13 protein-coding genes are annotated in these 13540 nt (G+C 69.8%); 10 read left to right on the top strand and 3 right to left on the bottom strand.

Translation table 11 applies throughout. The features are described from left to right. The 5 genes from A3CQ_RS0143865 to A3CQ_RS0143845 all read left to right on the top strand — a co-directional run. Positions 1–354: electron transfer flavoprotein subunit beta/FixA family protein (locus A3CQ_RS0143865; RefSeq protein ID WP_026206861.1), on the top strand; the 354-nt coding region annotated here is incomplete at its 5' end. A 14-nt stretch (positions 355–368) separates the two neighbouring features. After that, complete coding sequence (locus A3CQ_RS0143860) at positions 369–1328, top strand: electron transfer flavoprotein subunit alpha/FixB family protein (RefSeq protein WP_020517330.1); 960 nt, start codon at positions 369–371, stop codon at positions 1326–1328. A 554-nt stretch (positions 1329–1882) separates the two neighbouring features. Further along, positions 1883–3316: a right-handed parallel beta-helix repeat-containing protein gene (locus A3CQ_RS0143855; protein WP_020517329.1), complete on the top strand. Its 1434-nt coding sequence runs from the start codon at positions 1883–1885 to the stop codon at positions 3314–3316. A gap of 79 nt (positions 3317–3395) precedes the next feature. Beyond that, complete coding sequence (locus A3CQ_RS0143850; protein WP_245577629.1) at positions 3396–4235, top strand: helix-turn-helix domain-containing protein; 840 nt, start codon at positions 3396–3398, stop codon at positions 4233–4235. Positions 4236–4279: 44 nt separating this feature from the next. Further along, positions 4280–4861 (top strand): dihydrofolate reductase family protein, encoded by a 582-nt coding sequence (locus tag A3CQ_RS0143845; protein WP_026206858.1) that lies wholly within the window; start codon positions 4280–4282, stop codon positions 4859–4861. Here the strand turns inward: A3CQ_RS0143845 and A3CQ_RS0143840 are convergent. After that, on the bottom strand, positions 4843–5430 hold the full coding sequence (locus A3CQ_RS0143840; protein ID WP_020517326.1) for a dihydrofolate reductase family protein: 588 nt from the start codon (positions 5428–5430) through the stop codon (positions 4843–4845). The genes A3CQ_RS0143845 and A3CQ_RS0143840 overlap by 19 nt on opposite strands. A gap of 139 nt (positions 5431–5569) precedes the next feature. On the opposite strand from A3CQ_RS0143840, the gene A3CQ_RS0143835 reads away from it, so the two are divergent. Further along, positions 5570–6475, top strand: coding sequence for an SMP-30/gluconolactonase/LRE family protein (locus tag A3CQ_RS0143835; protein ID WP_245577627.1), 906 nt, complete (start codon positions 5570–5572; stop codon positions 6473–6475). On the opposite strand, the gene A3CQ_RS0143830 is transcribed toward A3CQ_RS0143835, so the two are convergent. Next, positions 6456–6911 carry a hypothetical protein gene (locus A3CQ_RS0143830; protein ID WP_020517324.1) on the bottom strand — a complete coding sequence of 152 codons (456 nt, stop codon included), beginning with the start codon at positions 6909–6911 and terminating at the stop codon, positions 6456–6458. The two genes, A3CQ_RS0143835 and A3CQ_RS0143830, sit on opposite strands and share 20 nt — an antisense overlap. A 90-nt stretch (positions 6912–7001) precedes the next feature. Between A3CQ_RS0143830 and A3CQ_RS0143825 the strand changes: the two genes are divergently transcribed. Continuing rightward, complete coding sequence (locus tag A3CQ_RS0143825) at positions 7002–7796, top strand: SAM-dependent methyltransferase (RefSeq protein ID WP_020517323.1); 795 nt, start codon at positions 7002–7004, stop codon at positions 7794–7796. A 51-nt stretch (positions 7797–7847) separates the two neighbouring features. After that, on the top strand, positions 7848–9740 hold the full coding sequence (gene nhaA, locus A3CQ_RS0143820) for a Na+/H+ antiporter NhaA (protein WP_020517322.1): 1893 nt from the start codon (positions 7848–7850) through the stop codon (positions 9738–9740). A gap of 6 nt (positions 9741–9746) precedes the next feature. On the opposite strand, the gene A3CQ_RS0143815 is transcribed toward nhaA, so the two are convergent. Next, positions 9747–12488: a LuxR family transcriptional regulator gene (locus A3CQ_RS0143815; protein ID WP_020517321.1), complete on the bottom strand. Its 2742-nt coding sequence runs from the start codon at positions 12486–12488 to the stop codon at positions 9747–9749. Positions 12489–12641: 153 nt separating this feature from the next. On the opposite strand from A3CQ_RS0143815, the gene A3CQ_RS0143810 reads away from it, so the two are divergent. Both A3CQ_RS0143810 and A3CQ_RS61885 read left to right on the top strand, forming a co-directional pair. After that, positions 12642–12983, top strand: coding sequence for a hypothetical protein (locus A3CQ_RS0143810; protein ID WP_157297037.1), 342 nt, complete (start codon positions 12642–12644; stop codon positions 12981–12983). After that, positions 12980–13441, top strand: a complete 462-nt coding sequence (locus A3CQ_RS61885; RefSeq protein ID WP_020517319.1) for a hypothetical protein — start codon at positions 12980–12982, stop codon at positions 13439–13441. Before A3CQ_RS0143810 ends, A3CQ_RS61885 begins: the two co-directional genes overlap by 4 nt. Positions 13442–13540 lie beyond the last annotated feature (99 nt).

Here is a 13540-nt window from a genome sequence, read left to right as displayed (position 1 = left end):
GGTGCCCGCAAGTTGACGGTTGATGGGTCGCAGTTGACGGCGGAGCGGCAGACCGATGAGGGCTATGAGGTGGTCACGGCGGTTACGCCGGCGGTGGTGAGTGTGTGGGACACGATCAACGAGCCGCGGTATCCGTCGTTCAAGGGGATCATGGCGGCGAAGAAGAAGCCGGTGCAGACCCTGTCGCTGGCCGATCTGGGTGTGGACGCGNGTGAGGTNGGNNCNGCCGGNGCGACCAGNCNGGTGCTGGAGTTCGCTGCCCGCCCGGCTCGTTCCGCGGGGCAGAAGGTCACGGATGAGGGTGATGGCGGCGCTCTGCTGGTGTCGTATCTGGCCGCCGAGAAGTTTGTCTGAGAGGGGTTTTCGTCATGGCTGAGGTTGTGGTCGTCGTCGAGGCCTCTGCGGCTGCCGGCGTCAAGAAGGTCACGTTGGAGATGCTGACGCTGGCTCGCACGCTGGGCACGCCGTCCGCGGTGGTGCTGGGCGGCGCGGGCGCGGCGGCGCAGTTCGCCGAGAAGCTGGGCGAGTACGGCGCCGAGAAGGTGTACGCCGGTGAGGGCGACGAGGTGGACGGCTATCTGGTGGCGCCCAAGGCCACCGTGGTCGCCGAGTTGGTCAAGCGGGTGCAGCCGGCGGCGGTGCTGCTGGCCTCGACGCAGGAGGGTAAGGAGATCGCCGGCCGGTTGGCGGTCAAGCTGGACAACGGTCTGCTCACCGATGCGGTGGCGGTCGAGGCGGACGGCACGGCGACGCAGGGGATCTTCGCCGGGGCGGCGACGGTGAAGTCAAAGGTCACCCGCGGGTTGCCGATCATCACGATCCGCCCGAACTCGACCACCCCGGTCTCGGCTCCGGCCGCCCCGGTGGTGGAGCAGTTGACGGTGAGCGTGAGTGACGCGGACAAGCTGACGAAGGTGGTCGAGCGGGTGGCCGAGAAGAAAGGCTCCCGCCCGGAGCTGACCGAGGCATCCATCGTCGTCTCCGGCGGCCGGGGGGTGGCCAGCGCGGACAACTTCAAGCTGGTGGAGGAGTTGGCCGATCTGCTCGGCGGCGCGGTCGGCGCGTCGCGGGCGGCGGTGGACAGCGGGTTCTATCCGCATCAGTTCCAGGTGGGGCAGACCGGCAAGACGGTCTCGCCGCAGTTGTATGTCGCTTTGGGCATTTCCGGGGCGATCCAGCACCGGGCCGGGATGCAGACCTCGAAGACGATCGTCGCGGTGAACAAGGACCCCGAGGCGCCCATCTTCGAGCTGGCCGACTACGGCGTGGTCGGTGACCTGTTCAAGGTCGTCCCGCAGGCGGCCGACGAGATCCGCAAGCGCAAATAGGTCGTTGCTCTGCCGGCGACCGGGGTGGCCGGCCGGGCGGAAGATCGGGCACGGTCGAGAAAGGATCGTGCGCGGATTCCGCCCGGAGGCCGGATGCCAAGGGAATCGAGCCCGCACGCTCCCGCGGGCAAGGCGGCGCTGCTGGCTCGCCTGGTGTCCCCGTGCCCCGGGCACGACCGTCCTGGCCACCTCGGGTGTCGCCGCGGAGGCCGCCCTGCCGTACGCGGCCCTCGGCGACCTGCCGCGCCCGCTCCTGCCGCGCCTGCCCGGACTGCCCGCGCCCCAGGCCCGCGCTCGGAGCCGCCCTCGCGCTGCACGACGCCCGCGGAACCTGCTGCGCGGGTACCGGCTCGGCCTGCCGACCGGGCAGGCGGTCGCCGACCAGCTGGGGCTTCCGCAGCTGACGCCCGCGCAGATCGCCGGAGCGGATGATTGCACCTCGGTTGAGGCGAGCGCTTGTTCGAGGGACCTCGCCGAACTCGTGATCTCTATACGCTGTGCCCGCTCTCATTCATCGAGAAACGGGGATTGTCATGGTGTTGTCGCGTCGAAAAATGATGGTGGCCGGAGCGTCCGGTGCTGCGGCGGTGTTGGCTTCGGGGCAGCCGGCGAGCGCCGCGCCCGCCGTGGCGGGGTCGGGTGCGACGCCGCAGGACTACGGCGCGGTCGGCGACGGGGTGGCCGACGACACCGCGGCGATCAACCAGTGCCTGGCCGCGAACCGGGCGGTGGACTTCGGCGGGCCGGAGAACACCTACCTGATCAGCGACACCCTCTATGTCCAGCAGTCCGTTCCCCAGGTGCTGACCGCGGCCGGGGCCACCATCAAGGCCGGCGCCGCCGTGAACATGATGCGGCTGAAGAACGCCCGGCACTCGGTTCGTGGCCTGGCCTTCGACGGCGACAACCAGTCCGCGGGCATCGGCATCATCGTGGAGGGCACCACCCAGCGCTGCGCGATCGAGGGCTGCTCGTTCCTGAACGTGGCGGCGTGCGCCGTCTCGGTCTCGCCGGGTGCGCATTACACCCGGATCGTGGGCTGCTTCATGGACCACTGCGGGCAGGCCGCGTCAGTCTCGCAGAACAACTTCCGCAGCAGCATCTACGTCGCCGACGCCGATTCGGTTCTGGTGCTGGACAACGACGTACTGCGCTGCAACTGGGGGATCATCTTCCGCGGTGAGACCGACATCAGCCTGTACAACTGCCGGGGCAACACGGTCAGCTGCATCAGCCCGGCCCCGGCGGCATCGCAGGGAATCTCCAATGGGAACGGGCGCAGCGGTCGCATCGAGAACAACACCATCCTGGCGTTCGCCGACAACAGCATCGACTGCCACGGATGCACCAACATGACGATCACCGGCAACAGCACGTCCGGCGGCAAGGACGGTGTGTTCGTCGGCGACGCGCCCAGCAGCAGCATCACCATCACCGGCAACGTCTTCCGGGGGCCGCAGCGCGGCGTGCGGGTGCTCACCGGCACCGACGGCGCGCTGGTCATCGGGGTGGTGATCTCCGCGAACACCGTCTCGAACCCCACCGACGGCGGAATCCAGGTCAGCGAGTCGGGCACCGCGCAGATCTCCGGAATCACCGTCACCGACAACGAGCTGAACATCGGCGACGCCGGCACGTACGGCATCAAAATGACCAACGTCGAGGCCTCGCGCGTCAGTGGCAACCGTATCCACCGGTCGAGCCAGCACGCGATCAACCTCACCGGGGTGGACATCGTCGACGTGAGCGACAATCTCATCCAGGACGCCGGGCATCCCACCCCGAGCACGTACGACGCCATCTACGTCACCGGCTCGAACCGGGTGCTCGCGCGGAACAACATCGTCTACGGCGGCGCCCGATATGCGGTGAATCTCACCGGCGGCACCGGTATGACCGTGACCGGGACGAGGTGGCGCTCGGTGAGCCCGGGCGGAGTCAACAACGCCGCCACCGGCACGGTGCAGTCGGACAACGTGCAGTTCTAGGAGCAGCGCCGTTTGAGGCAGCCGGGCGCGCGATGGCGGTGGGGTTGATCGCGGACACGGTGGCGGCGATGCTGTGGGCGTGGAGTACGTGTCCAGAGTGCCGCGGCCGCCGCTGGACGGGCTGATCGACGACCTTTACTACCTGGAGGGTTCGTCGCCGTACGCCCGGCTGACGCTGCCGCCGATGCCGGGGGCGTTGCTCATCGTCAACCTCGGGGCGCCGTTCCGCATCCGCGCCGGCGCCGACATCGAGGCGGCCGAGTACGCCGACGGCTGCGTGGTCACCGTGCCCACCCGCGCGTTGGAGTTCGGCTACCCGCTGCGGACCCGGTCCGTCGGCGCGCACGTCAAGGCGTGGGGGCTGGCGCCGTTCCTGCCGATGCCCGCGGCCGAGCTGTGCGACCGGCCGGTGACGGTGGAGCAGGTTTGGGGCCGGCCCGCCGTTGCCGAGCTGCGAGAGCGGCTGGCCACGGCGGACGGGCCGCACGAGATGCTGACGCTGCTCGAGGAGGAGCTGATGCGACGGCTGTGCGAGACCGCGGGTCTGGGGCTGGTCCGCCGTACGAGCCGCGTCATCGTGGCGACCAGCGGGGCGGTGACGATCGGCGACCTGCGGGAGGCGGCCGGTGTCAGCAGCACTCATCTGGAGCAGCGGTTCAAGGAGCTCGTCGGCGTCACGCCGAAGCGGCTGGCCCGCACCCAGCGCTTCGCCGCCGCCATGCTCGCGATCGACCCCGCCGGACCGATCGACTGGGGCGACCTCGCCGGCAGGGCGGGCTACTTCGACCAGGCCCACTTCGGCCACGAGTTCCGGGCGTTCACCGGGCTCACGCCGACCCGGTACGTCGAGGTCCGGCGGCGGTTCCTGCGCGAACATCCCGGCCACGTGCTGGACGGCTGGCCGCTCCCGGCCGATTGATTTCTTACAAGAGCGACAGCTCACGACACGCTAACTTGGGGGCCATGGGCAAAGTAGTCATGTACAGCTCGGTGTCGGTGGACGGCTTCGTCGCCGACGAGAATGACCAGCCCGGACCGCTGTTCGACTGGTTGTCCGGCGGTGACGTCCCGTTGGACGAGAGCGGCTACGTGAAGGTGTCGCAGACGTCCTACGACTACACCCGGCCGTACTGGGACCAGATCGGGGTGACGATCGCCGGCCGCCACGTCTTCGACATGACGGACGGCTGGGACGGGAAGCCGCCGAGCGGGATCGACCACGTGGTCGTCGTGACGCACCGGCCGGCGCCCGAGGGCTGGGACCCCGGGGCGCCGTTCCACTTCGTCGACGGCGTCGAGGCAGCCGTGGCCAAGGCGCAGGAGCTTGCCGGCGACCGCATCGTCGAGGTCGCCGCCGGCGACGTCGGTGGCCAGGTGCTTGCCGCGGGCCTGGTCGACGAGGTTCGGATGGATGTCGTCCCCGTCGTGTTCGGGTCCGGCAAGCGCTACTTCGGGTCGGTCGACGCGCAGCACCTGTTGGAGGACCCGGACGTGATGATTCAGGGCAACCGGGTGCTCCACCTGCGCTATCGGGTGCGCCGGTAGTGGGCGATGACCACGCCCTTGGTCGTGGTGACGCTGCCGGTCAGGTCGAACTCGGTGAGCGGGGCGGGCCCCTCGAACAGCCGCGTGCCGGTGCCGAGCGTCAGCGGGTGGATGAGCAGCGTGAGGTGATCGACCAGGCCGGCCGCGTGCAGGGATCGCACCAGTGACGCGCTGCCGTTGATCGCCAGGTCGCCGCCCGGCTGAGCCTTCAGCTCGGCGACCCGTTCGGCCGCCTCGCCTCGTAGCAGGATCGAGTTCTGCCATGCGGAGGCGTCGTGCAGGCTCCGCGATACGACGTACTTGGTCGCCGCGTTCATGAGCGCCGTGTAGGGGTTGCCGTCGGTCGCGTTCCCCCACGCCTTGCTGAAGTCCTCCCAGGTCCGGCGGCCGAACAGCAGATCGCCGGCCCGGGCCATGCCCTTGCCCAGCTCGCGGGTCATGACCTCGTCGTTGTATCGCAGGCCCCAGCCGCCGTACGGGAAGCCGCCGCGGGTGTCCTCGTCCGGGCGGCCCAGGCCCTGCACGACGCCGTCCAGGGTGATAAACATGGTCGCGGTGATCGTGCGCATGGTCGATGTTCCTTCCGTCCGTGGGTGTCGTCATCTCCTACACGAACGGGGAGTGCCGGATTTCGACATGGCGCGCTCGGCCGAACCGGGCGCGGACGGTCCGTTGAGTCCGGGCGCCGCAGGGCGCATAGTCATGCGCATGGATTTCCGGGTGATCGTGGTGCCGGGCCGGGGGGCCGAGGACGTGGTGGTGGCGCCGGACGGCGCGGTCTACACGGGGACCGAGGACGGGGTGATCCATCGGATCGACCCGGAGAGCGGCGACGTCGCGGCGGTCGCGAACACGGGCGGCCGGCCGCTCGGGATCGAGCTGCTCGGCGGCGGGCGGCTGCTCGTCTGCGACGCCCGCCGGGGACTGCTCGCGGTCGACCCCGCCGACGGCACCGTCGAGGAGCTGGTCGGGGGCATGAAGTTCTGCAACAACGCGGCCGTCGCCGCCGACGGGACGATCTACTTCTCCGACTCGTCCGAGATCCACCCGATCGACGAGTGGCGCAACGAGATGCTCGAGGTGACCCGGACCGGGCGGCTGCGCAGGCGCGACCCGGACGGCAAGGTCAGCACGATCGAGAAGGATCTCGCGTTCGCGAACGGCGTCGCGCTGGCCCAGGACGAGTCATTCGTCGCGGTCGCCGAGACGGCGCTGCGCACGATCGTCCGCCACTGGCTGACCGGCCCGCGGGCGGGTTCCCGGGACTACCTCGCCGAGGACCTGCCCGGTTATCCGGACAACATCGCGCTCGGCAGCGACGGGCTGATCTGGGTGGCGCTCGCCAGCCCGAAGGACTCCCTCGTCGAACGGATCCAGCAGGGCCCGCTCTGGCTGCGCCGCAACCTCACCCGCATCCCGCAGCCGTTGCAGCCCGGGCCGAAGCGGACCGTCCGGGTCCAGGCGTACGACAATCTCGGTGGTCTGGTCCATGACCTGAGCGGCGACAACAAGCGCTACCACATGGTGACCGGCGTGCGGGAGCACGGCGGCCGGGTCTGGGTGGGCAGCCTGCACGAGCCGGCGGTCGCCGTGCTCACGAGCAGTGGTGCGTGACCGGGGCCAGCCATTCCTTGAGCGTCGGGCCGAGCACCGTGCTGACGTCCTGCGCGGTCTTGATGCCGCCGAAGAACTTCGCGTCCGCCGACTTCGCCTGCAGCTGGTCGGCGGTCTGCTTGCCGTCGGCCCGCAGCTGGGCGTCTCCGCTGCCCTGCGTCGCCGTGCGCAGCGAGTCGGCCAGCGCCTTGAGCTTCTGCTGGGCGTCGGTGCGGCCGGCCGCGGTCGCCTTCGCCCCGACCATCTCGGAGAGGGCCTCGGCGAAGGGCCCGATGTTCTTCGTGTACGCCTCGCCGACCGCCTCGCACGTCACCTTGGTCTCCGGCGCCGCGGTGCTGACCGCCGGCGCGGCGCCCGAGCTGGGAGCGCTCCCACAACCGGCAGCACAAAACGCGAGCAGGCCGCCGGCCACGACCACCTTGAGGGCGCCACGCATCGAGAACCTCCAATAAAGAGCGAGCTGAAAAGCACGATACGACGCGCGCGGGTCCCCGTCCATGCACGCTCGTCGATTATCCTTCGGCGCATGGGGGAGATCGACACGTCGGTGCCGCATCCGGCACGGCGCTACAACTACTGGCTCGGTGGGAAAGACCATTTCGCGGCCGACCGTCAGAGCGGGGACGCGATCGCCGCGGCGTTCCCGATCGTGGTCGAGCTGGCCCGGGCCAACCGGGCCTTCCAGCGGCGCAGCGTGGCGTTCCTCGCCCAGCAGGGCATCCGGCAGTTCCTCGACATCGGCACGGGACTGCCCGCGCCCGACAACACCCACGAGGTCGCCCAGCGGGCCGCCCCCGACTCGCGGGTCGTCTACGTCGACAACGATCCGATCGTCATGTCGCACGCCCGGGCGCTGCTGCAGGGCGACCCGCGCGGCCGCACCGCGTACATCGAGGCCGACCTGCGCGACCCCTCGGCGATCCTGCGGCACCCGGCCCTGCGCGACACGCTCGATCTGAACCGGCCGGTGGGGCTGCTGCTCATCTCGGTGCTGCATTTCGTGCACGACGAGGACCAGGCGGCGACCGCGGTGCGCACGCTCATGGCGGCCCTCCCCGCGGGCAGCTACCTGGCACTCAGCCACGGCACCATGGACTTCAGCACGGACGCCGGCGTCGAGGCGTACGAGAAAATGTTCGCCGAAGGCCGCACGGACGTCCGCGCGCGAACCCAGCCGGTGATCCGCGGGTTTTTCGAGGGCTCGGCCCTGGTCGAGCCGGGCATGGTGGCCGTCAGCGACTGGCGCGCCGAGGACGAGCCGTCGCAGCGCCCGGTCAGCGCCGACCTCGGCATCTATGCGGCGGTGGGCCGTAAGCTCTGACGCGGGTCACAGACCGTGGATCGAGCGCGCCCGAGGTGATTGGGTAGGCGCGTGAGCGACTCGCAGACCACCGCCCAGCTGCGCGGCACCACCGCGTGGAAGACCCGGGTGACCACTCCCGTCCGCCGGATCCTGCGCACCGAGGCCGGCAGCGCCGCCGTGCTGGTCACCGCGATCGTCATCGCGCTGATCTGGGCGAACGTCGCCGACGGGTCCTACGAGAACTTCTGGCACACCGACCTGTCGATCCACCTCGGCGACATGAGCGTGTCGCTGACCCTGCGCGAATGGGTCAACAGCGGCCTCATGACGCTGTTCTTCCTGGTCGTGGGGCTGGAGGCGCGGCGCGAGTTCGACCTGGGCGACCTGCGCGACCGGCGCCGGTTCATCCTGCCCGCGGCGGCCGGCGTCGCCGGGATGATCGTGCCCATCGCCATCTTCCTGGCGATCAACCACGGCGGCCCGGGCGCGGGCGGCTGGGGCGTGGCGATGTCGACCGACACGGCGCTGGCGCTCGGCCTGCTCGCGCTGGTCGGCCGCCGGGTGCCCGACCAGGCGAGGCTGTTCCTGGTGACCGTCTCGGTGGTCGACGACCTGGTCGCCCTGCTGATCATCGCGTTCGCGTACACCGACGAGATCCACCCGATGCCGCTGATCATCGCGATCGTGCTGTATCTGTCGACCTTCGGGCTGGTCCGGCTCAACGTGCGCAGCGGGTACGCGTACCTCCCGCTCGGCATCGCGATCTGGGGCGCCATGCTGGCCAGCGGCATCGACCCGGTCGTCTCCGGCCTCGCGCTCGGCCTCACCGCGGCCGCCTACACGCCGGCGCGCGGCGCCCTCGAGCAGGCCAGCGACCTGTTCCGGAGTTTCCGCGAGCAGCCGACGCCGGAACTGGCCCGCTTCGCGCAACTCGGTGTGGTCCAGTCCTTCTCCTGGAACGACCGGCTGCAGCGCACCTACCAGGGCTTCAGCAGCTACCTGATCGTGCCGCTGTTCGGCCTGGCCAACGCCGGCATCGCGATCGACGCGAGCTTCCTGCGCCGGGCCCTGACGTCGCCGGTGACCATCGGCGTGTTCGTCGCGTACGTCTGCGGCAAACCGATCGCCATCACCGGCGCCTCGTGGATCGTCACCCGCCTGAGCCACCGCCGCGTCCAGCCCGGGGTCGGCTGGGCGTCGGTGCTGGGCACCGGCACCATCGCCGGCATCGGCTTCACGGTGTCGTTCCTCATCGCCAACCTGGCCTTCGAGGGCGACGCGCTGGCCGAGGCGAAGCTGGGCGTGCTGGCCGCCGCGGTGACCGCGTCGGTGCTGACCTGGGCGGAGTTCCGCATCACCTTCCTGCTGCCCAAGGCGAAACGCGCGGTGGCCCTGCTCGGCGACGCCGACCAGCTGGTCGACCTGATCCCCGACGTCGACGACGAGAAGGACCACGTGCGGGGCCCGGCCGAAGCCTCGGTCACGATCGTCGAGTACGGCGACTTCCAGTGTCCGTACTGCGGCCGCGCCGAGCCGATCGTCCGCGAGTTGTTCACGGACGCCGACCTGCGCTTCGTCTGGCGCAACCTGCCGCTGACGGACGTGCACCCGCAGGCCCAGCTGGCGGCCGAGGCGGCCGAGGCCGCCGGCCTCCAGGGCAAATTCTGGGAGATGCACGACCTTCTGCTTACGCATCAGGACAACCTACGCATCACCGACCTTCTCGGGTACGCCCGGGAAATCGCGCTGGACGAGGAGAGGTTCCACGCCGACGTGATGCAACACGCGGCCGCCGAACGAGTCGCCAACGACCTGGATTCGGCCGATCTGAGCGGCGTCTCCGGTACTCCGACGTTCTTCATCAACGGGCAGCGTCACTACGGCGCGTACGACGTCCAGACCCTCAAGGAAGCGATCCGCCTGGCCCGGGTCCGAGCCAAAATCGCCGCCCGCCGCCAGTAGCGGATTTCATCGATGCATGCGGATCAAGTCCTTTCGGCCGCGGATGCATAGTTTGCGATAGATGCGGGTGAGGTTTCCTTCAACGGTCTTCTCGCGCAGAAGCAGTGTCGTGGCGATCTCGGCGTTGGTGCGGCCGAGCCGGACGAGGTCGGCGATCCGCTGTTCGGTCGGGGTGAGGGTGCCGTCGGAGAGATGCGCCAGCTTTGCGCGCTCGGCTCGCGCCTGAGCCGCCCACGCTTGCGCGCCCAGGCCGGCGAAGACCTCGATGGCCTCGTCGATCGACGCGGCGGCCGCACGCCGGAGGCGGGCCCGTCTCTGGGCGGAGCCGAATGTGAGCAGGAAACGACCCTTCTCGAGCGGCACCTCGCTCCGCCGGGCCTCCGGCAGCATCGGATCGAGCTCGGTCAGGGCCGCCCGCGGATCGCCCCGCGCCAGCGCGAGCACCGCCGCGCACCGACTGCCGGCCAGCCGGCCCAGCGGGTGTTCCAGACGATCGGCGGTCGTCCGCAGCCACGCCAGGCGCTCTTCGGCCTCCGCGGTACGTCCGACTCGGGCGTAACCCTCGATCAGATCGCACTCGACCCCCAGGATCAGGACATCCGAGTACGCGCGGCCGCGCATCTGCGCTGCCACGGGGTCCAGCCAGTCGACCGCGGCCGGGGGGTCGCCGATCGACAGCTCCAGGTGTGCGGCGTGACTACGCAGGAACACGCCCGTGACCAGGTCGCCCGCGGCCACCGCGGCGAGCGCGGCCGGGACCAGCCGGCGAGCTTCCGTGGCGCGGCCGCGGACAGCGGCCAGAACGGTCTCCACAAGCACCCGATCGGTGGCCGCGATCTCCCGGAACACGAACGCATATCGCAGCAGCGATGAAGCACGCGCTTCGACCTGGTCCCACCGTCCGGCCATGTAGTCGAGGATCAGCGTGCCCCACTCGATATGGAAGCTGCTGATGGCCTCGTTCGACCTTTCGACGTTGCCGCGTACCCGATCGAAGAGATTACCCGCCTCGGTCACCTCGCCCCGCCCGAGATGCCAGAATGCGAGTTCCATCTCCGGGCAGAGCACTGATACCCACATGCGATCCGCTCCGGGTTGCCGCATCGCTTCGCGTAGCAGGTCGCCCGCCTGAGGATCCAATGCCACGGATGCCGCCGCCCCGCACACGGCGCCGACCCAGCGACGGACCTCGTCCGGCACCCCGGCCCCGGCCAGCTGGGTGGCCCGCTCGATGAACGGCTGTGCTTCCTCGACGCGCCATTGGCCCAGTAGCCGGTAGCCTTGCAGCGCGGCCGCGTGTGTCTGGCTGCTGCGATCGCCCCAGAGCTGATCGACGGCCTGCGCCACCAGGCGGTTCGAGGTGAGGATGTCCGTCTCCATCAGGCCGCGGTAGAAGGTCAGCCGCCCTCGGATCCGCCCGTCGTCCGGGGGTTTGTCGGCGAGCCAGAGATCGGCGAGCCTGAGCGCCTTGTCCAGCTCGCCGGCCTTTTCGAGCAGGTCGAGAAGTTCGGTCCGGCGCCGCCACAACGTCCGTTCCGGGTCGGCCGGCGTCAGCCGCAGGGCCGCTTCGCCTAGAGCGGCCGCGCCGGCCTGGATCCCGCGTTGCGACATGCGCCAAGCTGCGTCCCACACCGAGAGGGAGATCGCGTCGTCCGGGTCGTCGGTGCTCTGGGCGAGGTGACCCGCGGCCTCGTCGGCATCGTCGACCCCATCCGCCAGGGCCCGGTGGGCGGACCGCCGGTCGGACCAGGTCATCGACCTCTGGACGATCTCGGCTAGCAGCGGATGGGTGAGGGCGAGGTGACCTTCCGTGTCGGCATCGTGCAGGACACCGGCCCGGAAGGCCTGATCGATCGCGTCGTCGGCGCCAGGACCGAGGATCTTGCGGAGCAGGCGCCGGTCGGGTTGGGCAACGAGGGCGACGAGTCGTGCCGCCTTGCCTGCGGTCGGTTTCAACCGGCGCAGACGGGCGTTGAGCGAGACGGTCAATGACGGCGGAACCATCGCCACGGGCGCGTCGTAGCCGCCGCTCGCGACGGTCTCCCTGGCCAGTTCCACAGCGGCATAGGGATTCCCGCCGGACAGCGCCACGATCCGGCTGATCAGGGTGCCTCGCCATGGACCCGGAAACCGTTCCGCGATCACCTGATACAGCGACACGTCGTCCAGCGGCGACACGGTCACCGTGATCGCGTCGCGGCCGAGATCGTGCAGGACCGTTCCGGAGAGGCCGGCGGTCTCGTAGCCGCTGCGCACGGTCAGCATCCAGCCGATCGGGAGATCCCGCAGCCAGTTGACCAGCACGGTCAGCAGCCGTTCGGAGTCCCGGTCCATCCACTGCGCATCGTCGATCGCCACCACGACTGGCCGATTGGCGCAGAGGGCACGCATCGCGTTCATCGTGGCGAGTGCGACCAGGAGCTCGTCGTTCACCGCCGGGGCCGAGGCCAGCCGGAACGTGGTCCGAAGGGCGTCGGCCTGCAGGCCCGGCAACTCAGGAAGAATCGAGGGCAGTGCCATGCCGAGCAGGTCAGCCAGGTTACCCATCGGCACGCCGGCCCCGCCCGGCAGGCCGGTGGTCGCGAGCACTTGGCGACCCGCCCGCGCGGCCGCCGCCGTCACCGCCCGCAGCAGCGATGTCTTGCCGACGCCGGGCGCGCCGACGAGGACCGCGGCGAAGGCGCCGCGACTCTCCTGGACCGCGTCCCGGCAGATCGTCAACTGATCTTCCCGGCCCACCAGCGCCATGACCGATTTTATCGCCGCGGATCCGCTGCTCCCGCGGAGACCGTCGAGGGGCGGGATACCGCAAGTGAGGGGTTCCTCGGATGAAGGGACCGCCGGACCGCATCACCGTGAATGGCGAGGCGCGCTCAGCGCCGAACCCGGAAGGAGATGAAGGTGTCCGATGTCGAGACCTGGAGCCTGGTGGTGGGATTCCTGTCCGCCACGTTCGTGATCCCGGTGCTCCAACAGCCCCGGTGGCCGACCAGGCGGCGGGCATGGCTGACGTTCGCCTATGCGGTGTTGGTTGGTGGCGCTGCCTCGTGGTACTTCGGCGAGCTGGATTTCACGACCCTTGACGGGCCGCGATCGCTGGTTGCCGCGATCCTCACGGTGTTTGTCTCCGCGATCGCTACGTACAAGGGGTTCGCGAAGGAAACGAACATCGCGCCTCTGATCGAGAAGGCGACTTCGGCTGGCAAGCTCGCGGACGAGACCAAGGGAGAGGTGGCGACATGAGCACGATCGACGTCGTCGTCGCGGTCGGCGCCTGGATTTGGGCCAACAAGGACAAACTGGGGTTGGAATGGGCCGAGCTCACCTACGGAGTCACCAACGTGAAGCGGTGGCGGAACGAGACCGGCGAAGAACTCGAGGTGTGGAAGCTGGACGGCAGCCAGAGCCGACAGGATCATTATCGCATCCCGGCCGGCCAGAGCGACGACGCCGACATGTGGATCCCCTGGGCGGACAACCCCGAGCAGTACGCGGTGAAACACGCGGTCATCCTGGTCGGTGGCCGGCCATTGGCATACGTCTGGCAGAGCGGGACGAAGATCCGGTTCAACACGAACGACGAATTCGTACCCGGTGGGCCGTCGGTTCCCGGCGCGGCCAAGGCTGGCGGGAACCGGACAATACTTGTCAAGACAGACGAGATGGGCCGGCTCGGCTTCGCGATCGGCGGTTTCCAGTAGTTCTCGAGACGGCTGGCGGATTCCGCGACGTGGGGCCCGCCGGAGCCTCGTCGATTGAGGCCGCGGCGGCGCGCGCAGGCGGGCGCGCCGCCGTCGGCT

This window comes from Paractinoplanes globisporus DSM 43857 (genome assembly GCF_000379645.1).
Lineage (GTDB): Bacteria > Actinomycetota > Actinomycetes > Mycobacteriales > Micromonosporaceae > Actinoplanes > Actinoplanes globisporus.
The sequence above is the reverse complement of the archived record's forward strand: the minus strand, read 5'-3'. Positions and strand labels throughout refer to the sequence as shown.